Genomic DNA, 26,256 nt, shown 5'->3' with positions numbered 1-26,256 from the left:
ATCTAAATTCAGCGGATCACTGGCGTGAAAGCATGAATGCCCAACCTAAAGCAAACATCAGCAGGTGGTACAGATTAAATTCTGTGACCTGCTTTTTTTTGTGCTTGAAAATTCAAATTAGAAGTTGAACATTTATCATAAAGTGGATAATTTTACGGCAATAGAGCTGTCTTAAGACAAGATTTGTCGCTGTGTGTAAGTTTCGCCACTTGTGTCCAGCACGGCAGAGACATAGCATAAGAACCCATATACAAAAACGAATTTATTAGGATTAAAGGTTGTTATGACAAGCCTTGCGCATCATGCGACAGAAAACCGTTCCGTAGCAGAATTTACCGAACAAGCTTATCTTAATTACGCCATGTACGTGATTATGGACCGTGCTTTGCCACATATCAGCGATGGCTTAAAGCCAGTACAGCGCCGTATTGTCTATGCCATGAGTGAGTTAGGCCTCAAGCCCACAGGTAAGCCAAAAAAGTCTGCACGTACTGTGGGTGACGTCTTGGGTAAATATCACCCACATGGTGACTTGGCATGTTATGAAGCAATGGTGCTTATGGCACAGCCGTTTAGCTATCGTTATCCATTTATTGAAGGTCAAGGCAACTGGGGTTCACCCGATGATCCAAAGTCCTTCGCTGCCATGCGTTATACCGAAGCAAAGCTATCGGCCTACAGTGATTTGCTGCTCTCTGAACTCGGTCAAGGCACCTGTGATTGGCAGGATAACTTTGACGGTTCAATGAAAGAACCTGTAAATTTGCCTGCGCGCGTTCCTAATATTTTATTAAACGGGACAACGGGTATTGCAGTCGGGATGGCCACCGATATCCCGCCACATAACTTACGCGAAGTGGTCAAAGGCACGATTGCTCTTATTCGTAATCCAAATCTAACGGATGAGAAGGTTGCAGAGTATATTCCTGGGCCAGACTTACCGACCAAAGCCGAAATTATCACGGCGCCGGATGAATTACTGAAAATTCAAACGACGGGTCGTGGTAGTTACCGTACCCGCGCAGTTTATACGATCGACAAAAATGAAATCGTGATTACTGAGCTACCTTACCAAGTTTCTGGCTCTAAAGTCATTTCGCAAATTGCAGATCAGATGCAGGCGAAAAAACTGCCGTTGGTCAGTGATTTACGTGATGAATCAGACCATGCAAATCCTACGCGTTTAGTGATTGTCTTACGTTCAAATCGTATTGATGCTGAAGCGGTCATGAGCCACTTATTCGCAACAACTGACCTTGAGTCTAGCTATCGCGTCAACATGAATATGATTGGTGCAGATGGCCGTCCACAAGTGAAATCGATTCGTCGTATTTTGTTGGAATGGATTGAAATCCGTAAGACAACGGTAACGCGTCGTTTGCAATATCATTTAAATAAAATCGAAAAGCGTTTGCATATTTTGGGTGGCTTGATTGTGGCCTACCTAAATATTGATGAAGTGATTCGAATTATTCGTGAAGAAGATCAACCTAAACCGGTATTAATGGAACGCTTTGGGATTGATGAGATTCAGGCAGAAGCCATTTTAGAACTTAAGTTACGCCATTTGGCCAAACTTGAAGAAATGGAAATGCGCCGTGAGCAAGAAGAGTTGGAAGCTCGTGCAGCCATTATTCGTGAACAATTGGCCAACCCTGAATCACTCAAATCATTAATTATTAACGAACTCAAAGACGATGCGAAAAAATTTGGTGATGATCGACGTTCGCCAATTGTGCAACGTGAAGATTCACATGCGATCAATGAGCAGGACATGATGCCAGCTGATCCTGTAACGGTTGTGTTATCGGAAGCAGGTTGGATTCGTTCAGCGAAAGGCCACGACGTTGATGCCGAAAATCTAAATTTCCGCGCTGGTGATCAATACCTAAGTCATGCACAAGGTAAGTCAAATCAACGTGTATATGTCTTGGATGAATCTGGCCGTAGTTATGCTTTAGCGATTAATACTTTGCCATCAGCACGTGGTTTAGGTGAGCCTTTAAGTTCAAAATTATCTCCTGCAAGTGGCGTTGGCTTTAAACAGGTGTTTATTGCAGAGGATGATGCTGAGCTTTTAGCACTGAGCAATAAAGGTTATGGCTTTAAAACCCAAGCCAAAAACTTAGATACCAATGCCAAAGCAGGTAAGGCGTTCCTGACGTTATCTGACGATGCAAATCCATTGCCTTTACATGCGATTGAGCAATATACACATCTTGCACTGCTCAGTTCAGCAGGCCGTTTATTGTTAATTGACCTACAAGATTTGCCAAGTCTGAATAAAGGTAAGGGTAATAAATTGATACAACTTGAAGGCAAAGATCAAATTGTATCCATGACAACACTTAACCTAGATGAAATAATTCAAGTGCTTGCAGGAAATCAGCAATTAAAGCTAAAAGGTGATGACTTGCAGAAGTATATTGGGAAGCGTGCCTCTAAAGGTGTGCTATTGCCTAGGGGATATCAAAAAGCAAATAAACTGTTGATTCAAAGATAACACTAGCATCCATTGATCGAAATACGTTATATATGCATATATTCGAGAAATGGATGCGATATTAAGCAGTAACAAGTTAAATAAAGAATGCTTAGTATTGAGAAAAACAGTTGAATTATTAAGGATTTGTACAGGAGAATTGGGCATTATGGAAAAGATTTGGTTCGCAGAATACCAAAAGACAGGAATTCCAGAGACTGTAGAGTTACCGCAAGAAAATAGCTCATTGGTAGATATTTTTGAACGTAACTTCCAAAAATTTGGTTCACGTGATGCCTTTATCTTCATGGATAAAACCATCACTTTCGACCAGTTAGAAGAAGCAAGCCGTAAATTTGCGACATACTTACAAAGTTTAGGTTTGGCAAAAGGCTCACGTGTTGCCGTTATGATGCCAAACGTACTGCAATACCCAGTCGTGGCTTTAGGTGTATTCCGCGCGGGCCTCGTTCTTGTTAACGTAAACCCACTTTATACCGCACGTGAATTAGAGCATCAATTAAATGACTCTGGTGCAGAAGCATTAGTGATTGTTGAAAACTTTGCTTCTGTATATCAAGCAATTATTGGTAAAACGCCAGTGAAGCATGTTGTTATTGCTTCTGTGGGTGACATGCTTGGTGCATTAAAAGGCACATTAGTGAATTTTGTATTACGTTCTGTACGTAAGCAAATTCCAGCATGGAATATTCCAGGCCACATTCGCTTTAATGCGGCAATGTCAAAAGTGAGCGCGAGCAACTATAAACGTCCAAACTTAACCTTAAGTGATACAGCTGTATTGCAATATACAGGGGGTACAACGGGCGTTTCTAAAGGTGCTGAGCTGACTCACCGCAACCTAGTAGCAAACATGTTGCAATGTGATGGTATTTTCCAAAGCAAATTTGGCCAACAAGATGGCCAGCCAGATGATCGTATCTTCTGTGCATTGCCGTTGTATCACATCTTTGCATTTATGGTGTGTGCACTTTACGGTATGTACAAAGGTCAAGCCAACGTACTTATTCCTAACCCGCGCGATCTTCCAGCGGTGATCAAAGAATTACGTAAGTACCAGCCTACATTCTTCCCTGCTGTAAATACCTTGTTTAACGCATTGGTGAACAATGAAGAGTTTAAGCAACTTGATCACAGCAAAATGAAGATGGCGATGGGTGGTGGTATGGCGGTATTGCCGTCTACAGCTGAAGCATGGAAAAAAGTGACTGGTACAAACATTATTGAAGGTTATGGTCTTTCAGAAACTTCACCTGTTGCAACAGCTAACCCGCCTGCATCAATGGAATTCAGCGGTACGATTGGTATTCCATTGCCATTAACTGAAGTTGCTATTTTAGATGATGAAGGCAATGAAGTTGCTTTGGGTGAACAAGGCGAAATCTCGATTCGTGGCCCACAAGTGATGAAAGGCTACTGGAACCGCCCAGACGAAACTGCCAAAGTAATGTTTAATGGTTACTTCCGTACGGGTGACATCGGTGTGATGGATCCACGTGGTTATGTGAAGATTGTTGACCGTAAAAAAGACATGATTTTGGTATCTGGTTTTAACGTGTATCCAGCCGAAATTGAAGAAGTGATTGCCAAACATCCAAAAGTGCTAGAAGTGGCGGCAATTGGTGTGGCTGATGAAAAATCAGGTGAAGTGCCAAAACTCTTTGTGGTGAAAAAAGATCCATCTTTAACGACAGAAGAGATTCTTGCATTTGCGAAAGAAAACTTAACTGGCTATAAACGCCCTCGTTATGTTGAATTTATGGATGAATTACCAAAATCGAACGTAGGTAAAATTCTACGTAAAGATTTGCGTAAAACTGCCTAATCTTTCCGATCTAAAAAAAAGCGCCTAAGGGCGCTTTTTTTATTGCTACATGTTTTAAATACTTTTTTTCATTAGCCAGCGATCAAAATAGCGTCGACCTACACCAAAGACACCTAAGAAAATAAACATGGTGCCAAATTGGCGGCTAAAGCCTGAGCTGTTAAAGGTGCCATAACTTAAAATATTATCAATCAGGCAAAACACTAAAATTGCCAGTGCCCAATGCCAAAGTGGCCAGCGTTTAATGGCGGTGGCATAAAAGGAAATCCACATCATGACAAAGGTCAGTAGGGTAGACCATACATTGAGATTGGCGCAAATTACACACAGTAAAAAGGCCGCAATGGGAAGAACGACTTTTAAAACACGATCAACTTGCTTCTGATGACCGCGTTGCTGCGCTAGTGCATCATAAATTTGCTGTTGTTCTGGACTGACCATGGCAGAACCTATATACACAATTTAATAAAACACTCTATTTAACAAAATTTATTCACGAAATGCCATGCTATGATGCTTTTAAATACTTTTCATTATGAGAAAAAACAAATGCAAAGCATAAGTGGGATCATTTATCTCATTTTGGGGGCTTGTCTACTCCCTTATGTTTTTACAATGATTGCAAAAAAAGCGGCAGGGTTTACAGCCAAAGATCACCAAAACCCACGTGAAGCATTGGCAAAAGCAGAAGGTTTAGCCAGTCGTGCCAATGCTGTACAGCAAAATAGCTTTGAAAGTTTACCTTTATTTATTGCAGCCGTACTCATGGCTGAATATATGGTGATGCCACAGCGACTGATTATGACCTTTGGTATAGCCTACTTGGTCTGTCGTGTAATATACGGAATTTGCTATTTAAAAAATTGGGTAGCCTTACGTACCATCATTTGGTTATTGTCGATGTTGTGCCCAGTGACCATGTTGTTGTTGATTATAAAATTGACGTCTTAAGTTTTTTTTAGATGAAATTTTAAGACGAAGATGCAAAATCAGAAAAAATGAAACAAAAACCGTTATAATTATGCCGGTTTAAAAGATTTAACTAGTTTAAAGAGTGATGCTATGAGCTACAGCAATATCCCTGCGGGTAAAGATGCACCTAACGACATCTATGTAATTATTGAAATTCCTGCAAATGCAGCGCCAATCAAATACGAAATCGATAAAGATTCTGACGCTTTGTTTGTAGACCGTTTCATGGGTACAGCAATGTTCTACCCAGCGAACTACGGTTATGTACCAAATACATTGTCACTTGATGGTGACCCGCTTGACGTATTGGTTGTGACACCACACCCAGTTGAGCCTGGTTCAGTAATTCGTTGCCGTCCAGTGGGCAAATTGAATATGGAAGATGACGGTGGTGTGGATGCGAAACTTGTTGCAGTTCCACACGACAAATTGACGCCAATCTACAAAGATATTCAAGAATATACAGATCTTCCTCCGTTGTTGATCAGCCAAATTGAACACTTCTTCCAACACTACAAAGACTTAGAACCAGGCAAATGGGTTAAGTTAAGTGGTTGGGAAGGTGCTGATGTTGCAAAACAAGAAGTATTGAGCTCAATTGCTGCATACCAAGAAGCAAACAAATAATTGCTTTTTTGGAATGAGGCTCAGTTATTTTAGTTGTGACTGAGCCATAAAAAAACCTGCATCATGATGCAGGTTTTTTTATGCTTGTTTTAAACAGACTGAAAACTTAGAAAAGTTTTACAGGAATGTCTAAGAAGATACGCCATTCATTGGTGTCAGGCATGTAAACGTTGTTATACGCTTGGTCTGCACGGTAAATCGAGTTGCGTAGACGAAGGCTGGCATCTTTAGCAAAACCAGATTGAACTGTGTATTTCACTTGGTTAAAGAATTCGCTTTCTTTTGCGTTTTCAGATGTTACTTTGCCATTATCAACAGTTTTGATATCCCAGCCATAAACATAAGCAGACGTCCAGTTCAAGCCAGGAATACCATAGTCAGCAAAGTTCAAATTGTATTGCACTTGTGCTGATTTTTCGTGGTTACCAATAAAGTCTGAAAGGTATGAGTTCGCCACGTAAATTGATTGCGCGCCATCGGCATTTTCGCCGTAGTCATAACCTGTGTTGCCTGTGTTTTGTTGGTAAGCCAACATCACAGAGTGTGCACCTTGGTTCAATGTACCTGACAAAGACCAAATGCTGTTGCTACGGCCATCAACGTCTTTATTACCAATCGTAGATGAGTAAGTTCCAGCTTGTTTGTCCCACTTTGTATGGTAGCCATTAAAGTCTAAAGTCAAAGAGCGTTGTTCAGCCAACGGTAATGTATAGTTAGCATTGATGTAATGGCGCTCTAATTTATCTTCGCTGTCTAAGCCATAGTAAGATGCATTCAATTGATCATCAAACTTGTACTTCGCACCCCAAACGATCGCATTATCTAAATGACGGCCATCTGTATTGATTTGGTCTGAGTATTGGTTTTTGGTAAATTTACCTGCAACCAATTCAAGGTTTTGAATTTCACGGCTTTTAATTAAAGTACCTTCAAAGTATTCAGGCACCATACGTGCAGTATTACTTGCAAGAACAGGAAGGTCTAAAACTTGAGTACCATATTCAACAGTTGTGTTTGAAACACGTGCTTTCACACTCGCACCACCACGAGCCCAGTGGTCGTAAGTATCACCAGCACCTTTCTTGAGAACGCCTTTGCTATCTAGGCCTGTTTCACGTGGAATCATGCCGTTACCTGCATGTTTGTTATCACCCAATTTGAATGATGCATCACCTGTAACATTGACACCAAAACCAACTACACCTTGAGTAAAGCCAGATTCTAATTTTACAATTGCAGATTGAGCTGTTGAACGGTTGTCTGGTGCACCTTTTTTATCGCGATCAATAAAACCAGTACGGAACAATACAGTACCGTTAGCATCTTCTACAAAGCCTTTCGATTCGCTTTGTTCGCTTGCATATACAGAAGAAATTAGAGCAGCGTTTACAAGTAACGCCAGTGTCAATTGTTTTGATTTAAGCATTGGGAGAGAGCCTCATGCGAAAAGATGTTGTGAAAAGGTATGTCGATTGTATAAGTATTCTCTAAAAATACATTACTTTTATTGAATTTATACAACTAAAGTCATGCATTTTTCAGATAAGTAGTATTTGTGGTATTTCTAAGCTATTAGAGAAAACTGAAATTTATTTTTAATAGTTAGTAAAAACATAAAGATAGTTGGATCTAATCTTGATGAAGCTTTGGTGCTTGTCATTGCTAGGGTGAATAAGTTGAGAGGTGACTGATGCGGTATTGAGTTTTTAGATAATTTTTATTTTTTCAAAATTAAAATTTAACTTTTAATCAAAATTAGCCCAATGATTTAAAGCATGAAGAAAGTTTAATAAAGATATATAAATAACATTAAAAAAATAATAAAAAATATGCATGTATGTCGGCATGAGGATTAAAAAATAGAGTTCCTTATAAATATCAACGTTGTTTTTGATTGGTAAACTTTACTCAATGGTAAAGTGAGACTAGAATTTGCACGAAAATTTGAACGACAAAATGCCAGAACACATTTTAAAACTTTTGGGGATTCTATCATGCCATTCATTTCACTTCGCCGTGCGCTCTGTGTCGCGCTTTCATTGTATGCACTCCCAACATGGGCTTCAGAGATAACGGATGCCGAGACTCATGCAATTTCAGGCAGTGTGTCTATCGTAAATAAATATATTTACCGTGGTGGTGAAGAAAATGATGATGTGACTCTCCAAGGTGGTGTGCAATATGATCATCAAAGTGGTGTGTTTGCAGGATATTGGGGTTCAATGTTGGGCTATGACCCTACGGATGAAACACAAAACAGTGGCTTTGAACACGATGTTTATATTGGCTATGGCGGTCAATTAAATGATCAATGGAGCTATAGTAGCCAAGTAACTGCTTATATTTACCAAGGCGGTGGTTCAGTTTATAACGATGATCGTTCATCGAAGCGCCGTACTACAGGCATAGAGTTGAATAATACACTGAATTACCAAGACCTCAGCTTAGGTCTAGGTGTGTTGCTATCTGATGTGAATTACGGCAATGCTGGCGATGTATATGTCAGTGCGGGTTATCAATATGCGCTTCCTTATGATGTTACTGCAAAAGCATTAGTGGCTGCCTACATTTATAATGATCATGGCGATGATGATTTTGTAGAAACACGCAAAAGCTTCCGCTTTAATGAAGCTCGCTTAGGCTTAAGCAAAGCTTTAGGCAATACAGGTGCAGACGTTTTTGTTGAACAAGTGTGGGGAGGCAAAGATCGTATGGGTGAGAAATTTGATAATCCAACCTTGGTTGGCCTGAACTATAATTTTTAGTTCATAACGATGATGTGACTAAAACATATTGCTTTTGAGCGTAGAGTGCATAAATGTGAATTTATGCACTTTTTTTATGCATTTTTACGACACTTTGATGAAAAAGTGTGCATTAAAGGCGCTTTAATATATAAATAGTTACATGTTGTCATCGCATTGAAACTTTGGTCGACTTATCCAAATGGATGCATCGAAAAAATATGATTTTAGATATTAAGATTTATTTTTTTATATAAATAATAATAAAAAACAATATTTTATTTATTTCAAAGAACAACTTGAATGCTGAGCTGAGATTTATGAACTCAAAGTTGGCACAGCACTTGCTAATCCTTGTTGAGTATTCAAAATAAAATCGGGTGGGGATTTAAAATGTTAAAAAAACTATTGGCTGTATCTGTATTGGCAACAACATCTGGCGCTGTATTGGCAGAAGATAAAGCTGCAATGCCATTTGGTCTATCTTTTAGCGGTAATGCAGCGATCACAACAGATTATCGTTTCCGCGGTATTACACAAACAGAAACAGATCCAGCATTACAAGCAGGCTTTACTTTAGCGCATGAGTCAGGTGTTTATGTTGGCCTTTGGGGTTCAAGCGTGAACTTTGGTTCAGGTACGCCAAGCTTAGAATTAGATCCTTCTATTGGTTATGCAACAACTTTAGAAAGCTTTAGCAGCAAGCCAGTATTGGATGTAGGTGTGGTTTATTATAACTACCCAAGCGCAAGCGATTTAAATTGGGCGGAGTTATATGGAAAATTAACTTTTGCTGATGTATTTACGTCGGGCGATAGCTTACTCACCAACATTAACTATACCAATGATTATGCTGCATTCGACACCAGTAGCTGGAATTTCACTGCAGGTTATTCGGCACCCATTGGTGATACGGGCTTTGGCGCTGTGGCAGGTGTTGGCTATACTGTTGTAAATGATGAGAAAAAATATTCATTCAATGGCGATGATAATTACATCGATTGGAAAGTCGGTGTGAACTATGGCTTTAAGTCTATTCCAGGTGCTACGGCTGAATTGGCAGCAGTGGGCACAAACATTGATACTAAAGGTTTCACACATGCTCAAGAGCGTGGCGTAGAAACTGGTGCAGTATTTACGCTAACGAAGACTTTCTAATAAAGCTCAGCGTAAACTAGCTTTTAATAAGTTATAACAAAAGCCCTGAATACATTGTGTATTCAGGGCTTTTTTTAGCATTGTATTTTTGCTAAGCAAAGATTGATTAGGATGGACTGCGATAGGACAAGGCTTCTGTTAAATGCGCGGTTTGAATCTGCTCGGCCTGTGCGAGGTCTGCAATGGTACGCGCAACGCGTAGAACACGATGATACGCCCGTGCCGATAAATTGAGTCGTTGTTGGGCCATAGCCATGATGTTTTGCGCTGCTGTATCCAGCTGTGCAAATTGTTCTAATTGCTTGGGGTTGAGCGCCATGTTCACCGTATTTTGCCGTTGTATTTGACATTCGTAGGCTTGTAATACACGTGCGCGAACTGTGGTTGAATTTTCTACAGCTTGCGTGTTCTGTAGTTCATTTGCATGCAGTGGTGGTACATCAATATGCAGATCAATGCGGTCGAGTAAAGGCCCGGAAATTCGATTTTGATAGCGTTTAATGGCATCGGCTGAGCACTGGCAACGCGCATCTTGGTTAAATGCATAACCACATGGGCAAGGGTTCATGGCAGCCACCAACTGAAAGTTGGCTGGAAAGGTAATTTGGCGTGATGCCCGTGAAATGACAATTTCTTTAGATTCCAGCGGTTGCCTTAAAACTTCCAAGACTTTGCGGTCAAACTCAGGGAGTTCATCTAAAAAAAGCACTCCTAAATGTGCCAAGGTAATTTCCCCAGGTTTTGGGTTTGAACCACCTCCCACTAAGGCAATTGCAGATGCCGTATGGTGTGGGGCTCGAAAGGGGCGTTGTCCAAAGTGATGCTGACTATTGGCGATAGAATAAATACTGGCGACTTCAATGTTTTCCTGCATATTCAGTGGCGGTAATATACTTGCCAAACGTGAAGCCAATAAGGTTTTTCCAGTGCCTGGTGGACCTTTAAACAATAATGAATGTCCACCTGCAGCGGCAATTTCGAGGGCACGTCGTGGACGAAGTTGGCCTTTAACATCGGCCAAGTCAAAATTGTATTGACCTATTATGGATGTACTCGGTGCGGTGTAGGCAGTAATAGGTGCTTTTTGGGCCAGATGTGCACATACTTCATTTAAATGCCCTGCAGCAAAGACTTCAAAATTAGGGAGCTGCGCAGCCTCAGCGGCATTTTGTTGGGGCACAATGAGTGGATGTCCCAGTTGTTGGCAGGCAATAGCGATACTTAAGATGCCTGTAATTGGGCGTAAATGGCCATCAAGCGCCAACTCTCCAACAAATTCTAGCCCTTCTGCAGCCTGTTCAGGCAATTGACCAGAGGCAATCAAAATCCCTAAAGCAATCGGAAGGTCTAAACGAGAGCCATCTTTGGGGAGATCTGCTGGGGCTAAATTAATCGTTAGTCGCTTGTTTGGAAACTGAAAACCACTATTGATAATGGCAGAACGGACGCGGTCTTTACTCTCACGAACAGCGGCTTCTGGTAGTCCCACAATAGTTAAAGAGGGCAAGCCTTGACTCAAATGCACTTCTACTTCAATTAAAGGTGCATGTAAGCCCAAGAGCCCTCGGGTATAGATTTTGGCAAAAGACATATTGTTGTTCCATTATAGTGCGTTTTTTTTAATCATTATGCGTCTGTTGCTGCACCTATTTGGTGCTTATTTTTTGTTCTGTAATTCTTTTTCGAGTTGCTCAACGTGTGCCAAGAGGGCATCTAAGCGTGAATTTGCATGATTTAAAGCTGTACGTTGGCGTTCAATCTCTGCTTGTGAGACCAAATCCATTTTGCTGACAGTTTCATTTAATAGTGCTCGTATATTGTGTTCAATATCTTTTTTGGGTTGTTCAATTTGCTCAAGAATAGCTTGTAATAAGGTTTCAATCATTTTATGTCTAATCCAATCATAAAATAGCGAGTGTAGCATTCACACTGGTTCGGCTATAGCCTTCGGCCGATTATATCGTATGAATCGATACTTAAAATCGTAATTCTTATGGTAAAAACGTCTAATTTTCGCGTTCAAGACGCAATTAAACGTATAAAATAGGTTATACATAAGCTTCGTGTTCAAAGTTTCTATTTTCCCCCGACCTTAGTAACTTTGGCATGAAAATTGAACATAAAACCTTACAGGTGAAATAAGCCGAAGGAAAACAAACATGAAACTTGTAACTGCTATTGTAAAACCATTCAAATTAGATGACGTGCGTGAAGCATTGTCTGAAATTGGTGTTCAAGGGATCACGGTAACTGAAGTCAAAGGTTTTGGCCGTCAAAAAGGTCATACTGAATTGTACCGTGGTGCTGAGTATGTAGTTGATTTTTTACCTAAAGTAAAAATTGAAATTGCGATTAGTGATGAAATGGTTGATTCAGTGATTGAATCAATTACCCGTGTTGCAAGCACAGGTAAAATTGGCGACGGTAAAATTTTCGTGACTAACTTAGAACAAGTTATCCGTATTCGTACCGGCGAAACAGGTGCTGACGCTGTCTAATTAATTGGCACGAAGTTTGCTGAGTACCTAATAACTCACAAAAACTAGGTTGGGGGATACGAATGAAAAAGATGTTGCTTGCGCTCAGTCTATCTGGCGCACTCTTAGGCGGTTCTGTTGCGTGGGCTGAAGAAGCTGCAACAGCGCCGACACCTACAGAAGAAATTTCAGTTGTAGAAACTGAGGCTACTTCAGCGGCACCAGTCGCTGAAACCGTTGCACCGGTGGAAGTTCCACCAGCACCAGCAAAAGAAGAAGTAAAACTGGACACAGGTGATACGGCTTGGATTTTAGTGTCTACTGCACTTGTTTTATTAATGACTATTCCAGGTTTAGCATTATTCTACGGTGGTATGGTTCGTAAAAAGAACGTACTCAGCACTATGGCACATAGCTTTGTAGCAGCTGGCATCGTAAGCTTAACATGGGTTGTTATTGGTTATTCGCTCGCATTTAGCTCAGGAAATGCCTTCATTGGTGGTTTAGATAAAATGATGCTTTCAGGCATTACCACTGATGCACTCACAGGCACAATCCCTGAAATTCTATTTGTTATTTTCCAAATGACGTTTGCCATCATTACCGTTGCAATTATTAGCGGTTCGATTGCAGAACGTATGAAGTTTGGTGCATTCGTTGCGTTCATTACGCTTTGGAGTGTAATCGTTTATGCCCCAATTACACACTGGGTGTGGGGTGGTGGCTGGTTAGGTAACGATGGTGCGCTTGACTTTGCTGGTGGTACGGTCGTTCATATTAACTCGGGTGTTGCAGGCTTAGTGGCTGCATACATGCTCGGTAAACGTATGGGGCTAGGTCGTGAATCTATGGCACCACACAACTTAACTTTAACTGTGATTGGTGCAAGCTTAGTTTGGGTGGGGTGGTTTGGTTTTAACGGTGGTTCCGCATTAGGTGCAAATGGTTCAGCTGGTTATGCACTCGTGGTGACACAAGTGGCAGCAGCTGCAGCAGCTATTGCATGGCTCATCACTGAAAAAGTGGTTCGTGGTAAATCATCGGTACTTGGTGGTGCGTCTGGTGCGGTTGCAGGTCTAGTGGTGATTACACCAGCTGCAGGTTTTGTCACTGTAGGCGGTGCCTTAGCAATGGGCTTGATTGGTGGTGTAGTATGCTTCTGGGGTATTACCGCATTAAAACGCGTATTAAAAGCCGACGATTCACTTGATGCATTTGGTTTGCACGGTGTAGGCGGTATTGTGGGTGCGATTTTGACAGCATTCTTTGCCAGCTCTTTCATCATGGGCGATAAAGCACCAACAGACGTGATGCATCAATTATGGGTACAAGTAGAAGGTGTACTTGCAACCGTCGCTTACTCTGCAGTATTAACATTCATTATTCTTAAAGTGATTGATCTTGTGATTGGTATCCGCGTTGAAGCTGATGACGAACGCATGGGTCTAGACTTAAGCCAACATGGCGAACGTGTAGAATAATAATTCGACATTATACTGATGATCTAATATCAATATATTGTGTAAAACAGCCCGAAAGGGCTGTTTTTTTTCTATATGTTGCGTAATGCTCTACAAAGCTCAGAATTTTTGCTACACTCTGAGGCCATTCAAAATTGTTCAATTAACCCGCTATGCATTGTCCATTTTGCAACGCTGCAGACAGTAAAGTGATTGATTCGCGCTTGGCTGCTGAAGGCTGTCAAATTCGCCGACGCCGTGAATGTATTTGTTGTGGCGAGCGTTTTACGACTTTTGAAAGTTATGAAGTGGTTATGCCACGTGTTATTAAGTCAGATGGTAAAAATGAGCCTTTTGATGAGGCCAAATTAAGACGCTCATTGCTACATGCTTTACAAAAACGTCCCGTGACTCAAGAACAAATTGAAACCGTATTGAGTGACATTCAACTGCAAATTCGTCGTTTAGGCGAGCGAGATGTGAAATCACGAACCATTGGTGAAATTGTCATGCAGTCTTTATTTGCCTTAGATCATGTGGCTTATGTACGATTTGCATCGGTTTATCAAGATTTCCAAGATGTGGAAGCATTTCGTCGTCAAATCGAACAGATGCAACACCGCGATCAGTAAGTGAAAGATATAGGAATACGCACAACATGTCAGAGCTGAGCCCAGACCAAATATGGATGCAACGTGCGATTGCATTGGCACAGCTTGGGCAATACTCGACACGCCCAAATCCCAATGTTGGTTGTGTATTGGTAAAAGACGGCCAGCAGGTGGGTGCAGGTTTTCATCCTAAAGCGGGGCAACCGCATGCAGAAGTGTTTGCCATGCGTGAAGCTGGCGCTTTAGCCCAAGGTGCGACGGCTTATGTGACTTTAGAACCTTGCGCGCATTTTGGACGTACGCCTCCATGTGCCAAAGGTTTGGTTGAAGCAGGTGTTGCAAAAGTAGTTGTGGCTTGTCCAGACCCGAATCCATTGGTTGCGGGTAAAGGCGTTCAAATTTTAAAAGATGCGGGTATTGAGGTTGAAGTTGGGGTATGTGAAGCAGAAGCCCACCAGCTTAACTTGGGCTTTTTGAAAGCCATGGCGACAGGTCAGCCTTATGTACGTTTGAAAGTTGCATCGAGTTTGGATGGTCGTACTGCGATGGCTTCGGGTGAGTCAAAGTGGATTACAGGCCCAGAAGCACGCTTAGATGTACAACATTGGCGGGCAATTTCGGGTGTGGTCATTACAGGAATTGAAACGGTATTGGCGGATGATTGCCAGTTAAATGTACGCCAATTATCAGCAGATATAGATCTCAACACAGTTGTACAACCCAAGCGTTTAGTCTTAGACCGTCAAGGTCGCTTAGCTTTAACGGCTAAACTATGTGAACAGCCTGAAACTTTAATGGTCATGGGGCCATATCGTCAGGAACTTGCAGATTTAGGTGTAGAACAAATCGAGGTTCAACCTTTAACGGATTTAATCTCGCTTCTTGCGCAGCAGTATCAAATTTATGACGTGTTGGTAGAAGCAGGTGCAACATTATCGACTGCCTTTTTACAAGAAAAACTGGTAGATGAAATTATTAGTTATGTTGCGCCGACCTTTTTAGGGTCGTCAGCACGTGCCATGTTTAATGCTGAATTTAGTGTGATGGCAGAACAACTTCGCTTTAAGCTCAAACATGTTGCCCAATTCGGTCAAGATGTTCGCTTGAGCCTTATTCCAGAGTCAGTATGAGTACAGAGTCTACGTCTACGGTTTATCATAAACGTCGCCATGCAGCACGTACCACAGATGAATATCTTTTTCATCAATTGGTGCCGTACTTAGGGAACAAACGTCGTTTACTGCATTTGATTTTAGAAGCCCTTGAGCAAACAGGCACATTGAATCGTGAAGATGGTCGAGCACCTATTTTTGCCGATTTTTTTGCAGGCTCAGGTGTAGTTTCACGCTTAGCACGACAAAATGGTTATCGTGTGATTGCCAATGACTGGGAACCATATAGTCATGCATTAAATAGCGCAGTATTATCTTGCGTTGAAGCACCTACATTTAAAGAATTGGGTGGCTATCAAAAAGCTATTGATTATCTTAATCGCCTACCTGAAGTGAAGGGTTGGGTGACGCATAATTTGTGCCCGCGTAATGATGAGATTTACGATCCTAGCCGTGACCGTTTGTTCTTTAAACGCCGTAATGGTATGCGTATTGATGCTATTCGCCAGCAAATTGCCACTTGGCAAACTCAAGGTGCAATTAATGACGTCGAAATGTCGGCACTGTTGGCGCCTTTATTATATTCGGCAAGTTTTGTATCAAATACTTCAGGGGTGTTTAAAAGCTTCCACCATGGTTGGGGCGGTAAAACACAGACTGCATTAGAGCGTATTGAATCTTTATTGTGGTTAACGCCAAGTCGTTTTTGTGAATTGGGTGATCCGAAAAAGCCTGCCGCTGAGATGTGGTGTGTTGATGCACAACATTTGGCAAATCAAATGAGTGGCTTTGAAGTGGATGTGGCTTATTTAGATCCACCTTATAACCAACATGCGTATAGTTCTAACTATCATGTACTTAATGCGCTGACTTTGTGGGATCAGGTAGATTTACCTACACCAGATACCAAAGGCTTTAAAAGCGGTATTGACCGTGCATGGCGTAAAGAGCGTCCGAGTCCCTATAACTCGTCCAAGCATGCCCAAGAAGCTTATGAAAAATTAGTCGAAACAATTAATGCACGTTATATTTTGACTAGCTATTCAACGGATGGAAATATTAGTGCGACAGACTTGTTGCAAGCCAATTTAAAACGTGGCCGTGTGACCTTATTAACACAAGATGTACCACGTTATCGTGTGAGTAAACAGCGTCAGTCTGAGCGTGCACGTGTACTGGAATTTATTGTGATTACAGATACGCATGCAAAGTCAGGCCCACCAATACGCCAATTACTTGGGCAGTTGCATCATTTTGCAGAGCTTGGCGGGGTAGATACAACCGATGTCAGCACACAATTGGCATTGTGGTAAAACAAATACAATTTAGAGAAGCGTATGTTTACAGGCATTATTGAAAGTTTAGGTCAGGTCGAAAGTATCCAAAATGTTGGGGGCGATGTACGTTTACGCATTCAAACTGATTTGGATATGTCGGATGTGCATTTAGGCGATTCAATCGCAACCAATGGGATCTGCTTAACCGTCATTGATTGGGGCTCAAATTGGTATGTAGCCGACGTTTCACGTGAAAGTTTGAATCGAACAACTTTGGGTGCATGGCAAGTAGGCCAGCCTGTGAATGTTGAAAAAGCAATGCTTCCGACCACACGTTTTGGCGGGCATATTGTCTCTGGTCATGTTGATGTCGTTGGTGAAATTACCTTAGTACGCTCAGATGCACGCTCATTGTATTTTGAAGTGACTGCACCTGCTGAAGTGGCAAAATATTTAGCAGAAAAAGGTTCAATTACAGTCGATGGTATTAGCCTGACCATCAATCATCTCAATGGCAATGTATTGAGTTTAAATTTAATTCCACATACTGCTGAGCGTACCAATATTGGTACATGGAAAGCAGGCACGCGTGTGAATTTAGAAGTTGATGTGTTGGCACGTTATATTGAGCGCTTATTGCTGGGAGATAAAGCAGCAGAAGCCAAGGCAGAATCTAAAATTAGTCTCGATTTTTTGGCTGAAAATGGTTTCCTAAGATAAAAAAATAAAGCGGTAAAAACGAACAGTTTGATTGAAAAATTGGACTGTTTTTTTTATTTTAGGTCATAATGCGCTCGTGATGAACGTGATTGCAGAAATTGGATTGGGTTGATGATTGATTTTTTACTGAATTTAGAACAATGGTTGCCCATGCTGTTAGAGCAATACGGTTTGTGGATTTATGCCATTTTATTTTTGGTGATTTTTGCAGAAACTGGTTCAGTATTTATGTTTTTCTTGCCAGGAGACAGTTTGTTGCTGGCGATTGGTGCGCTGTGCTCAACAACAGAACTAATACATTTACATTATATGATCCTACTTTTGTTTATTGCATCGGTATTGGGATATAGCGTGAATTACTACACGGGAAGTGTATTGGGACTTAAATACTTCAATCAGCATAATCGTTACTTTAAGCCAGAATATTTAGCAAAAACCAATCGTTATTTTATGAAGCATGGTGGCAAAACCATTTTAGTCGCACGTTTTGTTCCGTTTGTACGTTCATTTGCACCTTTTGCAGCAGGTTCGGCGCACATGAATTTTGCCATGTTTAGCTTTTATAATGTGGTAGGTGGTCTGATTTGGATTGGGTTGCTATTGGGAATTGGTTATGGCTTAGGTCATACAGTCTCGGCGGTGGCGGAGCTGATTCCCTAACGGATTGGTGACGGATCAAAAAATTGAAAGCCTGCAATGTTGCAGGCTTTTTACTGTATTAATGTTTGATGACTTGCAGTGATGCAGTGGCATCAGATGTCATGTGGTCAATATTTTGAATTGAAAATAACCCTTTTTCAGCTTCACGTGTTAAAAAAATACGAATGGAGTGAAAGTCGGAGTGGCTCAGCCATAGTGAGCGTGCCGAAATTTCCCAAGTTTCCCCAGTCGGCAATGCCGAAATTTTTTGAGTAATGTCGCTTAAGATGTCCATTTTAGACTCCTGATGAAAGGATGTGGCCAGGCTTAAGGCTGGCCTATGAACATCTTGTTGCAATTATATGTCAGTTTGATGACAAATAATCTATCCCAAAGAATTTTTTAAGTTGATTTTAAGATTCAATTTTTTTATCTGAAAAATTTGAATTTTTTAAAATATATTCAATTTCTTCTTGGGCTGCAGCTTTGAGTTCTGCACGAAATGCATTGACTGACTTTTCAATCAGGCTGTCTGCCTCAAGCTCTAAACGAACACGAACACTTTCTAATTCTGACAACATGGCATGGTCAGGTATAGATAAGTTTTGGGCAAAATTGAAGGCAATACCTTCAGGGTTTTTATGATAGCGTGCCGTATAAGTCTGAATTTCACGGTCAATATTTTGACGAATCAGCGCGAGGGTTTGGCTCTGCTCAGCATATTGGCGAATTTCATCTTGTTTCAGTCGTTCAACATAAGCCAATTGTTCAGCACGTTTTTTATCCAGTTTTCTTTCAAGTGCGAGCTGTTTACGCAAACGTGCTTCTTCAATTAATTCCGCTTTGCGCTTGGCATAAGCTTCTTCAATAATCTCAAAGGACATTTGCTGTTGCTTTTGGTCGGTGATCAGCCATTCCTGAATTTGACTTTCTGGCTTCAGCACATCACAGATGCGGCTGAGGTCATCAATAAAGGTCTGACGTACAGCATCAGGCACGTTTAACCAGCGCTGTTTAAAATCGGGACCAACATTTAATGCCACTGCAGCATCTCCTTGTATGAGTAATTAAAAGTCGTGTTAAAGCTTATAGGTTTGTGGTGCTATGCCTAAACGACGGTATTGTTTAAACTTTTCACGGCCAATTATTTTGGCGTCGTCATTATTTTCTATAATTTCAATAATGTGACTAAAATGTGAACATTGTTCAAGCGCTTGATTGTTAAAATTAAATACAATCCAGTCATCTTGCTCTGGCAAATGCTCTGAAATGCACACGGGTGCATGGGGTTGGTCTATGCCATGCGGGATGAAGCTGGCTTCGTCAAAAGTCCACAAGCGTTCATCCAACTGTTGTCTTAAGCCTTGGTCACTGCAGTAAAACCAAATACGTGCAGATTGACGAAGGATTTTACGACTTAAACGGCAGGCACTTTCGACCTGCCGTTCGGGACTCTTTTCAAACAAATAAAAGCTAATTTTAGCCATTCGTTACAACGCGATTTGCGAGGAATTGAACCAATAACGGCACAGGGCGACCTGTCGCACCTTTATTTGCACCTGAGTTCCATGCACTGCCTGCGATGTCTAAATGCGCCCAGCGGTAGTCACGTGTAAAACGTTGCAAGAAACATGCTGCAGTCACTGCACCTGCTTTAGGGCCACCAATGTTGGCAATATCAGCAAAAGGTGAGTCGAGTTGTTCTTGGTAGTCTTCAATGACTGGCATGCGCCATACACGGTCAAATGCGGTTTGACCTGCAGCCACTAAGTCGGCAGCCAATTGATCATCTGAACTGAACATACCTGTAAGTACTGAGCCAAGTGCAACCACACATGCACCCGTTAATGTTGCAATATCAATCACAAGGGCAGGGTTAAAGCGTTTGACATAGGTCAGTGTATCGCACAGCACTAAACGGCCTTCGGCATCGGTATTTAAAATTTCAACCGTTTGGCCACTCATTGTAGTCACAATGTCACCTGGGCGTGTAGCGTGGCCAGATGGCATATTTTCCGCAGCTGCAATCGCACCGACAACATGTAATGGCAGTTTCGCTTCACAGAGCGCACGAAGTGTACCCAGTACAGAGGCTGCGCCACACATATCGTATTTCATTTCATCCATGCCAGCGCCTGGTTTAAGTGAAATGCCGCCTGTATCAAAGGTAATACCTTTACCCACTAAAACGACAGGTGCTTCACTACGCTGTGCTTGATATTCAAGTGTGATAATACGACCTGGACGATCTGAACCTTTGCTTACCGCAAGGAATGCACCCATGCCAAGGTCAGCAATTTGTTGCTCATCAAGTACCGTAACTTTGAGTAGCTCTGGAAATTCAGCAGCAAGCGCCAAGGCTTGATCGGCTAAATATTCTGGGAAGCAGATGTTACCAGGGCGGTTGCCAAGGTCACGTGCAAGGCTTTGACCTGATTGGATGGCATGTACCAATTGTAACTGTGTGTCTGTCAGTGGGCTTGATGCTGTGATGAGATTCACTTGCTCCAATGCAAACTCATTCTTTTTCGATTTATATTCATCAAATGCATAGCCTGCTTGCGTTAGGCTTAATGCAAATAAATAGTGTAGCTCTTGTGGTAAGGCTGAAATATCAACACTGATCTGTTTGAATTTTTTTTGTGAAGTTTTGATAATCGTTTGAGCTAATTTCGCGAGTTTCGCAGGATTGAGTTCAGTCGATTTTGCAAGCCCCACTAAGCTACACATGCGACTTTCAGCGACAACACCATTGAGCGCTAAACTTTCATTGAAGCTTGCTTTAAATTGTGCTGCTTCTATAATATTATCTAAGTCATTGATTTTGTATAAAGTTGAAGCATTTTGAAGCTGCTCAGAATCTACTAATATCAACAAAAATTGGCTAGACGCATTCTCTTGGAATGACGTATTAATAGTGAGTTTCATATGCGGAATTCATGCCTTTTAAAATTTGCAAACCATTAAACCATTGAAACATTTTCATGAATAGAGTTTCAATGTGCAACATGGGTATAGGTTTTATATTTTCAACATTCGGGTAAAATAGCGCTAGTCTTTATTACCCAATTTTCTGGAAGAATTAATTTGATTATTCGGCGTTATTTGGTCAAGCAAGTTGTGTCGACGTCCTTGGTAGTGATTGCTTTACTGACCTTAATCATGATGGGCGGCCGGCTAATCAAGTATTTTGGCGTCGCAGCGCAAGGCCGTTTGGATGCGGGAATTTTATTTAGCATTATTGGTTATCGCTTACCTGAATTTCTCACCTTAATTCTTCCACTGGGCTTTTTTATTGCGCTCATGCTGGTTTTTGGGCGTATGTATGTCGACCATGAAATGGCCGTCATGAATAGTAGCGGTGTCAGTCGCAACCAATTGGCGCGAATTTTAGTGCCAATGACAGCGGTTTTTCTGGCAGCACAAATGTTTTTAATGATGTGGGCCTCACCTTGGGGATTACGTCAGTTCGAAGCATTGACCACCACACAAGCAGTACGTGCAGGTTTTGACTTGGTCCGTCCTAAAGAGTTTATTCCTTCGGGGCCATATACTATTTATGCAGGTGACTTATCTGAAGACCGCAAAAATTTAAAAGACATTTTCTTTTATCAGCGCTCAGCTAAACCAGATAAACCTGACGTGATTATTTTGGCCAAAGAAGCAACTCGTGTGGACGTTGAAGATAATGATGGCGCCAATGTCGTGGATTTGGTCGAAGGGCGTCGTTATGAAATTTACCCTGGGCGACCACGTTATTCGCAAGTGGAGTTTCAAACTTATCGTTTACGCTTAGAAAATAACAAAGAAGCGCAATTTGAAAGTACTGAAGTTGAAGCATTGCCGATGTCACAACTGTGGCATAGCCGTGATGATGCTGTAGTTGCGAGTGAGTTAGGTTGGCGTATATTCGTGCCATTTTCAATTGTGGTGGCATTGATGTTAGCAACCGCTTTATCTGAAGTGAGCCCACGCCAAGGACGCTACTTAAAACTTTTCCCCGCTTTACTAATTTTTGCCAGCTTAATTGTTGCACTTATGGCGATTAAAACGCGAATATCGAAAGGGGAGATGGGCATCTTCGCTTATCCATTGGTGCTGTTGGTGTACGCCGTGGCAGCCGCACTCTTTTCGCGTAAACAAAAATTGGCACCTAAAATTAAGAAACAGATTCAGCGAGTGAGGTCGTAAAATGTTAGCACGCCGTATTGTTGCCAAACATGTGACTAAAACGACTGCACTTGCCATGTTAGGTGCAACCGCCGTTTTGTCGAGTTTGCAGGTTTTATTTACTTATTTAGGCGAATTAGGATCACTGCAACCGAATTATGGGGCTTGGGATGCCTTTATTTATGTGTTGTGGGGTGCGCCGTATTATTTGAATGAAATCCTCCCGATTTCTGCTCTGATTGGTGCAGTACTGGGTTTAGGTACGCTGGCATCCAATAGTGAACTGATTGTCATGCGCTCAGTTGGGGTGAGTCTTTGGCGAATTGTTGGATGGGTGATTCGTTCTGCTTTAATTTTGGTGGTGCTGTCATTTGCATTAAGTGAATGGATTATTCCTTATACCAATGAGCAAGCCAAAGGGGTGAAAAGCCACCGCTCTGTTGCAGAATTAGGCGAGGTCAATGGTTATTGGACTCGTGAAGGCCAACGCTTTATTTATGTGGATTATGCTAACTCAAAAGGTGAGCTTAAAAATATTCAAGTCATTGATTTTGATAATGCATATCGCTTGCGTGGCACGATTGAAGCCGAGCAAGGCCAGTTTGTGTCAAATGGCACATGGAAACTCAACACTGTGCAACAAATGGATGTGTTAAAAGATGGCGATGCCACTTTAGCAAAAAACGCTGAACAGCCTTTGTCTTTGGCTTTACAGCCGAAATATGTGCACATGGTGACCCTTGATCCAGAAGATCTTTCACCGAGCCAATTGATTAGTTTTATGAGCTATATGCATGAATATAGTCAAGTTCCAAAAACTTATCAGCTCGCATTTTGGCAAAAAGTCGGTTCTCCATTTGCATTAATTGCTTTGGTAGTGATTGCCTGCTCATTTATTTTTGGTCCCTTACGTCAGCAATCCATGGGCTTTCGTTTGGTAATTGCCTTATTTACAGGCCTAGGGTTCTTCTATTTACAGGATTTCTTAGGTTATGCCAGCTTGGTGTATTCACCATCTCCAGCATGGTTCGTATTTGTTCCTATTGTATTGATCTTTATGGGTGGTGGTTATTTGCTCCACCGTGCACGTTAGATCAGGAAAAATCGGGTAAATCTATGTTCATGAACAGCATTAACCATGCCTTGAACATAGAGTCTTGACCGAAAATTCGGTAAGATAGCATGATTAATTTATAGACGAAAAAGAGTGTTCAATTATGACGGATGCAAGTGCTCGCAAAATCCCTCACGTTTTAGTCATTATGGATGGTGTGGGTCATCGTGAAGCGATTGAGGACAATGCTTTTTTAGCAGCTCAACGTCCAAATTTAACCGCGATGGAAGCAAAGCATCCGCATGGTTTAATCTCTGGCTCTGGTGAAGACGTTGGCTTACCAGACGGCCAAATGGGTAACTCTGAAGTGGGTCACATGAACTTGGGTGCTGGCCGTGTGCTGTACCAAGACTTTACCCGTATTACCAAAGACATTCGTACTGGCGCCTTCTTTGAAAATGAAGTACTGGTGGATGCTGTAGAAAAAGCCAAAGCAGCCAATGGTGCAGTCCATCTGATGGGCTTGTTGTCTGAAGGTGGTGTACACTCGCATGAAGACCATATTGTGGCGATGGCTGAGCTTGCGTTAAAACGTGGTGCGAAAGTGTATTTACATGCTTTCTTAGATGGCCGTGATACACCGCCAATCAGCGCACAGCCATCTTTAGAGAAATTAGATGCATTGTTTGCTCAATATCCAGGTCAAGGTCGTATTGCGACTTTAATCGGTCGTTATTTTGCAATGGACCGTGACAACCGTTGGGATCGCGTTGAACAAGCTTACCGTTTGTTGACAGAAGGTGAAGCTGTACGTACAGCCCCTACTGCGGTTGCAGGCCTAGAGTTAGCTTATGCAGCTGATGAAAAAGACGAATTTGTGAAAGCAACGCGTATTGGTGATGCAGCTCCAGTTCAAGATGGTGATAGCGTTGTCTTCATGAACTTCCGTGCTGACCGTGCACGTGAAATTACCAAAGCCTTTGTAGAAAAAGACTTTGCAGGCTTTGAGCGTAAAGTTGTACCTGCATTGTCTAAGTATGTGATGTTGACACGTTACCAAGCGACGATTGATGCACCTGTTGCATACATGCCAGAAGCGTTGGTGAATTCATTGGGCGAATACTTGTCGAACTTGGGTAAAACCCAGCTACGTATTGCGGAAACTGAAAAATATGCCCATGTGACTTTCTTCTTTAGTGGCGGTCGTGAAGATGAATATCCAGGTGAAAAACGTATTTTGATTCCATCTCCAAGCGTTGCTACGTATGACTTAAAACCAGAAATGAGTGCATACGAAGTTACAGATGAGTTGGTGGCTGCAATCAATTCAGGCGAATATGACTTGTTGGTGGTGAACTATGCCAATGGTGACATGGTTGGTCATACGGGTGTATTTGATGCTGCAGTAAAAGCTGTTGAAGCTGTAGATACTTGCTTAGGTCGTGTGTACGACGCAGTCATGGCGAATCAAGGTCACATGATTGTGACAGCCGATCACGGTAATGTTGAACAAATGCAGGATTATCAAAGCGGTCAGGTACATACACAGCATACAACTGAATTAGTACCATTCATCTATGCAGGCCCAACGTCAGCAACGATTGTGGAAGGTGGTGTTTTGGCCGATGTTGCGCCTACATTACTTCACTTGATGAAGCTTCCAGTTCCTGCTGAAATGCAAGGTCGCAATCTAATTCATTTAGATGCATAAATATTGATGAAAGGGTAGATGTATGGCGCAAGCACGTTGGATTTCTGGGGTAATTTTTGGCTCACTTCTAATGTGCTTTAGTCATACCACATGGGCTGTTGGCAAAAAGTCAGCAGCCCTTGATTTTGATGGCGATTATGAACAAAGTAATATGGAAGTTCCGGTGGAATCCATACAACAATTTGTTCAAATTTATGGCATTGTTAAAGACAATTATCTCAAAGAAAAATCAGACGATGATCTGTTTCAGCAAGCGATACAAGGCTTGGTCAGTGGTCTAGACCGCTATTCACGTTATCTTTCTCCTGAAGACTATAAACAGCTTTTACAATATACCGAAGGCGATTTGGCAGCAGTCGATTTTGACTTGCACTATGACACGATCGCGCAGCACTGGGTCATTCATAATCTCAAAAAAGATGCTGACTCTGCAAAACAGGGTTTAAGTAATGGTATGGCTGTGTACAAAATGGATGATCAAGAGCTGAAAAAGCTAAGTCATGTACAAGTTAAACAGTTATTAGATGGGGCGATTGGTTCAACATTGAGCCTACAACTGACCACACACAGTAAGCCAATTTATATTGTGCGTAATACCAAAATTGAAACCGATATTGAATCCCGTTTACTCAATAATCAGGTTTTGGTCTTAACGGTAAAAGTATTCCAGCAAGACACGGCCAATGAGATCAAACGCATTATTGAAAGCCATAGTGGGTCGAAGGTCAAAGCAATCTTATTTGACTTAAGAAATAACCCAGGGGGCTTATTGTCGGCAGCGGTAGAAACGGCAGATTTATTTCTCAACCAAGGCGTGATTGTTTCGACGCGAAGTCGCTCCGAAGGGGATCAGCAGTTTCAAGCTTTACCGAGCTTTGAATTTCAAAATATGAAAGTGGGCATTTTAATTAATGGTCGATCTGCCTCGGCAACGGAAGTCTTTACGGCAGCGTTAAAAGAGCATGGGCGAGCATGGGTCGTGGGTGAAAAAAGCTACGGTAAAGGTGTAGTGCAGAAGCTTTTTCCATTATCCAACGGTGCTGCTTTACAAATGACCGTATCGCAGTATTACACGCCCAATGGTCGAATGATTGAAGGCATTGGGGTGCAACCTGATTTTAGCTACCCACAGCATGAGATGAGTGAGCAGCAATATCTTGAGCATGTGACAGAGCAACTGCTCAATAAAAAATAAT

25 protein-coding genes are annotated in these 26,256 nt (G+C 41.7%); 17 read left to right on the top strand and 8 right to left on the bottom strand.

The window, feature by feature from the left end; all coding sequences use genetic code 11:
• The first annotated feature begins 283 nt into the window (after positions 1 to 283).
• Both parC and DYI81_RS05560 read left to right on the top strand, forming a co-directional pair.
• Positions 284 to 2,503 carry a DNA topoisomerase IV subunit A gene (gene parC / locus DYI81_RS05565; RefSeq protein WP_117006935.1) on the top strand — a complete coding sequence of 740 codons (2,220 nt, stop codon included), beginning with the start codon at positions 284 to 286 and terminating at the stop codon, positions 2,501 to 2,503.
• Between the two features lie 148 nt (positions 2,504 to 2,651).
• Positions 2,652 to 4,328 carry an AMP-binding protein gene (locus DYI81_RS05560; protein WP_117006934.1) on the top strand — a complete coding sequence of 559 codons (1,677 nt, stop codon included), beginning with the start codon at positions 2,652 to 2,654 and terminating at the stop codon, positions 4,326 to 4,328.
• 54 nt (positions 4,329 to 4,382) lie between these two features.
• Here the strand turns inward: DYI81_RS05560 and DYI81_RS05555 are convergent, their stop codons facing one another.
• Entirely contained in the window at positions 4,383 to 4,769 is a 387-nt protein-coding gene (locus DYI81_RS05555) for a hypothetical protein (RefSeq protein ID WP_106983844.1), read from the bottom strand.
• A 108-nt stretch (positions 4,770 to 4,877) separates the two neighbouring features.
• Between DYI81_RS05555 and DYI81_RS05550 the strand changes: the two genes are divergently transcribed.
• Together DYI81_RS05550 and ppa are read left to right on the top strand one after the other, a co-directional pair.
• Entirely contained in the window at positions 4,878 to 5,279 is a 402-nt protein-coding gene (locus tag DYI81_RS05550) for an MAPEG family protein (protein ID WP_117006942.1), read from the top strand.
• A 111-nt stretch (positions 5,280 to 5,390) separates the two neighbouring features.
• Positions 5,391 to 5,927, top strand: a complete 537-nt coding sequence (gene ppa, locus DYI81_RS05545; RefSeq protein WP_106983845.1) for an inorganic diphosphatase — start codon at positions 5,391 to 5,393, stop codon at positions 5,925 to 5,927.
• A gap of 106 nt (positions 5,928 to 6,033) precedes the next feature.
• Here the strand turns inward: ppa and DYI81_RS05540 are convergent, their stop codons facing one another.
• Positions 6,034 to 7,353, bottom strand: coding sequence for an OprD family outer membrane porin (locus DYI81_RS05540; RefSeq protein ID WP_117006933.1), 1,320 nt, complete (start codon positions 7,351 to 7,353; stop codon positions 6,034 to 6,036).
• 568 nt (positions 7,354 to 7,921) lie between these two features.
• Here DYI81_RS05540 and DYI81_RS05535 point away from each other — a divergent pair.
• Positions 7,922 to 8,692, top strand: coding sequence for a TorF family putative porin (locus DYI81_RS05535; RefSeq protein WP_117006932.1), 771 nt, complete (start codon positions 7,922 to 7,924; stop codon positions 8,690 to 8,692).
• Positions 8,693 to 9,064: 372 nt separating this feature from the next.
• Positions 9,065 to 9,829: a TorF family putative porin gene (locus tag DYI81_RS05530; protein ID WP_106983848.1), complete on the top strand. Its 765-nt coding sequence runs from the start codon at positions 9,065 to 9,067 to the stop codon at positions 9,827 to 9,829.
• A gap of 106 nt (positions 9,830 to 9,935) precedes the next feature.
• Here DYI81_RS05530 and DYI81_RS05525 read toward each other — a convergent pair whose 3' ends face one another.
• Both DYI81_RS05525 and DYI81_RS05520 read right to left on the bottom strand, forming a co-directional pair.
• Positions 9,936 to 11,420 carry a YifB family Mg chelatase-like AAA ATPase gene (locus DYI81_RS05525; RefSeq protein WP_117006931.1) on the bottom strand — a complete coding sequence of 495 codons (1,485 nt, stop codon included), beginning with the start codon at positions 11,418 to 11,420 and terminating at the stop codon, positions 9,936 to 9,938.
• Positions 11,421 to 11,486: 66 nt separating this feature from the next.
• A complete protein-coding gene (locus DYI81_RS05520) occupies positions 11,487 to 11,714 on the bottom strand; it encodes an accessory factor UbiK family protein (protein WP_106983850.1) in 228 nt (75 codons plus the stop codon).
• Positions 11,715 to 11,988: 274 nt separating this feature from the next.
• Between DYI81_RS05520 and glnK the strand changes: the two genes are divergently transcribed.
• The 7 genes from glnK to DYI81_RS05485 all read left to right on the top strand — a co-directional run bounded on the left by glnK (position 11,989) and on the right by DYI81_RS05485 (position 18,146).
• Positions 11,989 to 12,327 (top strand): P-II family nitrogen regulator, encoded by a 339-nt coding sequence (gene glnK, locus DYI81_RS05515; protein WP_004650081.1) that lies wholly within the window; start codon positions 11,989 to 11,991, stop codon positions 12,325 to 12,327.
• A gap of 62 nt (positions 12,328 to 12,389) precedes the next feature.
• On the top strand, positions 12,390 to 13,787 hold the full coding sequence (locus DYI81_RS05510; RefSeq protein WP_106983851.1) for an ammonium transporter: 1,398 nt from the start codon (positions 12,390 to 12,392) through the stop codon (positions 13,785 to 13,787).
• Between the two features lie 152 nt (positions 13,788 to 13,939).
• Complete coding sequence (gene nrdR / locus DYI81_RS05505) at positions 13,940 to 14,398, top strand: transcriptional regulator NrdR (RefSeq protein WP_106983852.1); 459 nt, start codon at positions 13,940 to 13,942, stop codon at positions 14,396 to 14,398.
• Positions 14,399 to 14,424: 26 nt separating this feature from the next.
• The gene (ribD, locus tag DYI81_RS05500) at positions 14,425 to 15,507 is read left to right on the top strand and encodes a bifunctional diaminohydroxyphosphoribosylaminopyrimidine deaminase/5-amino-6-(5-phosphoribosylamino)uracil reductase RibD (protein WP_106983853.1); all 1,083 of its coding nucleotides are present in this window, start codon (positions 14,425 to 14,427) and stop codon (positions 15,505 to 15,507) included.
• On the top strand, positions 15,504 to 16,802 hold the full coding sequence (locus DYI81_RS05495) for a DNA adenine methylase (protein WP_106983854.1): 1,299 nt from the start codon (positions 15,504 to 15,506) through the stop codon (positions 16,800 to 16,802). The genes ribD and DYI81_RS05495 overlap by 4 nt, the downstream gene beginning before the upstream one ends.
• Positions 16,803 to 16,826: 24 nt before the next feature.
• Positions 16,827 to 17,486 carry a riboflavin synthase gene (locus DYI81_RS05490; protein WP_117006930.1) on the top strand — a complete coding sequence of 220 codons (660 nt, stop codon included), beginning with the start codon at positions 16,827 to 16,829 and terminating at the stop codon, positions 17,484 to 17,486.
• Between the two features lie 111 nt (positions 17,487 to 17,597).
• Positions 17,598 to 18,146 carry a VTT domain-containing protein gene (locus DYI81_RS05485; RefSeq protein ID WP_106983856.1) on the top strand — a complete coding sequence of 183 codons (549 nt, stop codon included), beginning with the start codon at positions 17,598 to 17,600 and terminating at the stop codon, positions 18,144 to 18,146.
• A 58-nt stretch (positions 18,147 to 18,204) separates the two neighbouring features.
• Here DYI81_RS05485 and DYI81_RS05480 read toward each other — a convergent pair whose 3' ends face one another.
• The 4 genes from DYI81_RS05480 to DYI81_RS05465 all read right to left on the bottom strand — a co-directional run bounded on the left by DYI81_RS05480 (position 18,205) and on the right by DYI81_RS05465 (position 21,053).
• Complete coding sequence (locus tag DYI81_RS05480; protein WP_106983857.1) at positions 18,205 to 18,420, bottom strand: hypothetical protein; 216 nt, start codon at positions 18,418 to 18,420, stop codon at positions 18,205 to 18,207.
• A gap of 118 nt (positions 18,421 to 18,538) precedes the next feature.
• Positions 18,539 to 19,168 (bottom strand): hypothetical protein, encoded by a 630-nt coding sequence (locus tag DYI81_RS05475; RefSeq protein ID WP_106983858.1) that lies wholly within the window; start codon positions 19,166 to 19,168, stop codon positions 18,539 to 18,541.
• 36 nt (positions 19,169 to 19,204) lie between these two features.
• Complete coding sequence (locus DYI81_RS05470; protein ID WP_106983859.1) at positions 19,205 to 19,612, bottom strand: DNA polymerase III subunit chi; 408 nt, start codon at positions 19,610 to 19,612, stop codon at positions 19,205 to 19,207.
• The gene (locus DYI81_RS05465) at positions 19,605 to 21,053 is read right to left on the bottom strand and encodes a leucyl aminopeptidase (protein ID WP_117006929.1); all 1,449 of its coding nucleotides are present in this window, start codon (positions 21,051 to 21,053) and stop codon (positions 19,605 to 19,607) included. Before DYI81_RS05465 ends, DYI81_RS05470 begins: the two co-directional genes overlap by 8 nt.
• Before the next feature lie 159 nt (positions 21,054 to 21,212).
• On the opposite strand from DYI81_RS05465, the gene lptF reads away from it, so the two are divergent.
• From lptF to DYI81_RS05445, 4 genes are all read left to right on the top strand, one after another.
• A complete protein-coding gene (gene lptF, locus DYI81_RS05460; RefSeq protein ID WP_117006928.1) occupies positions 21,213 to 22,316 on the top strand; it encodes an LPS export ABC transporter permease LptF in 1,104 nt (367 codons plus the stop codon).
• Between the two features lies 1 nt (position 22,317).
• A complete protein-coding gene (lptG, locus tag DYI81_RS05455; RefSeq protein ID WP_117006927.1) occupies positions 22,318 to 23,388 on the top strand; it encodes an LPS export ABC transporter permease LptG in 1,071 nt (356 codons plus the stop codon).
• A 124-nt stretch (positions 23,389 to 23,512) separates the two neighbouring features.
• Positions 23,513 to 25,060, top strand: a complete 1,548-nt coding sequence (gene gpmI / locus DYI81_RS05450; RefSeq protein WP_106983863.1) for a 2,3-bisphosphoglycerate-independent phosphoglycerate mutase — start codon at positions 23,513 to 23,515, stop codon at positions 25,058 to 25,060.
• A gap of 22 nt (positions 25,061 to 25,082) precedes the next feature.
• A complete protein-coding gene (locus tag DYI81_RS05445; protein ID WP_106983864.1) occupies positions 25,083 to 26,255 on the top strand; it encodes a S41 family peptidase in 1,173 nt (390 codons plus the stop codon).
• The last annotated feature ends 1 nt before the right edge of the window (position 26,256 follow it).

The sequence above is a fragment of the Acinetobacter sp. SWAC5 genome (genome assembly GCF_003419885.1).
GTDB lineage: Bacteria > Pseudomonadota > Gammaproteobacteria > Pseudomonadales > Moraxellaceae > Acinetobacter > Acinetobacter cumulans.
This window is presented reverse-complemented; position numbering and strand designations above follow the sequence as displayed.

What these genes read in the sequence shown, in the direction of transcription:
- DYI81_RS05550 (WP_117006942.1), top strand. Translation starts at nt 4,878, where the DNA reads ATGCAAAGCATAAGTGGGATCATTTATCTCATTTTGGGGGCTTGTCTA.
- lptG (WP_117006927.1), top strand. Translation starts at nt 22,318, where the DNA reads ATGTTAGCACGCCGTATTGTTGCCAAACATGTGACTAAAACGACTGCA.
- parC (WP_117006935.1), top strand. Translation starts at nt 284, where the DNA reads ATGACAAGCCTTGCGCATCATGCGACAGAAAACCGTTCCGTAGCAGAA.
- DYI81_RS05485 (WP_106983856.1), top strand. Translation starts at nt 17,598, where the DNA reads ATGATTGATTTTTTACTGAATTTAGAACAATGGTTGCCCATGCTGTTA.
- DYI81_RS05445 (WP_106983864.1), top strand. Translation starts at nt 25,083, where the DNA reads ATGGCGCAAGCACGTTGGATTTCTGGGGTAATTTTTGGCTCACTTCTA.
- DYI81_RS05480 (WP_106983857.1), bottom strand. Translation starts at nt 18,420, where the DNA reads ATGGACATCTTAAGCGACATTACTCAAAAAATTTCGGCATTGCCGACT.
- ppa (WP_106983845.1), top strand. Translation starts at nt 5,391, where the DNA reads ATGAGCTACAGCAATATCCCTGCGGGTAAAGATGCACCTAACGACATC.
- DYI81_RS05530 (WP_106983848.1), top strand. Translation starts at nt 9,065, where the DNA reads ATGTTAAAAAAACTATTGGCTGTATCTGTATTGGCAACAACATCTGGC.
- DYI81_RS05535 (WP_117006932.1), top strand. Translation starts at nt 7,922, where the DNA reads ATGCCATTCATTTCACTTCGCCGTGCGCTCTGTGTCGCGCTTTCATTG.
- DYI81_RS05465 (WP_117006929.1), bottom strand. Translation starts at nt 21,053, where the DNA reads ATGAAACTCACTATTAATACGTCATTCCAAGAGAATGCGTCTAGCCAA.
- DYI81_RS05495 (WP_106983854.1), top strand. Translation starts at nt 15,504, where the DNA reads ATGAGTACAGAGTCTACGTCTACGGTTTATCATAAACGTCGCCATGCA.
- DYI81_RS05470 (WP_106983859.1), bottom strand. Translation starts at nt 19,612, where the DNA reads ATGGCTAAAATTAGCTTTTATTTGTTTGAAAAGAGTCCCGAACGGCAG.
- DYI81_RS05490 (WP_117006930.1), top strand. Translation starts at nt 16,827, where the DNA reads ATGTTTACAGGCATTATTGAAAGTTTAGGTCAGGTCGAAAGTATCCAA.
- DYI81_RS05560 (WP_117006934.1), top strand. Translation starts at nt 2,652, where the DNA reads ATGGAAAAGATTTGGTTCGCAGAATACCAAAAGACAGGAATTCCAGAG.
- DYI81_RS05555 (WP_106983844.1), bottom strand. Translation starts at nt 4,769, where the DNA reads ATGGTCAGTCCAGAACAACAGCAAATTTATGATGCACTAGCGCAGCAA.
- DYI81_RS05525 (WP_117006931.1), bottom strand. Translation starts at nt 11,420, where the DNA reads ATGTCTTTTGCCAAAATCTATACCCGAGGGCTCTTGGGCTTACATGCA.
- DYI81_RS05540 (WP_117006933.1), bottom strand. Translation starts at nt 7,353, where the DNA reads ATGCTTAAATCAAAACAATTGACACTGGCGTTACTTGTAAACGCTGCT.
- DYI81_RS05520 (WP_106983850.1), bottom strand. Translation starts at nt 11,714, where the DNA reads ATGATTGAAACCTTATTACAAGCTATTCTTGAGCAAATTGAACAACCC.
- ribD (WP_106983853.1), top strand. Translation starts at nt 14,425, where the DNA reads ATGTCAGAGCTGAGCCCAGACCAAATATGGATGCAACGTGCGATTGCA.
- glnK (WP_004650081.1), top strand. Translation starts at nt 11,989, where the DNA reads ATGAAACTTGTAACTGCTATTGTAAAACCATTCAAATTAGATGACGTG.
- nrdR (WP_106983852.1), top strand. Translation starts at nt 13,940, where the DNA reads ATGCATTGTCCATTTTGCAACGCTGCAGACAGTAAAGTGATTGATTCG.
- DYI81_RS05510 (WP_106983851.1), top strand. Translation starts at nt 12,390, where the DNA reads ATGAAAAAGATGTTGCTTGCGCTCAGTCTATCTGGCGCACTCTTAGGC.
- gpmI (WP_106983863.1), top strand. Translation starts at nt 23,513, where the DNA reads ATGACGGATGCAAGTGCTCGCAAAATCCCTCACGTTTTAGTCATTATG.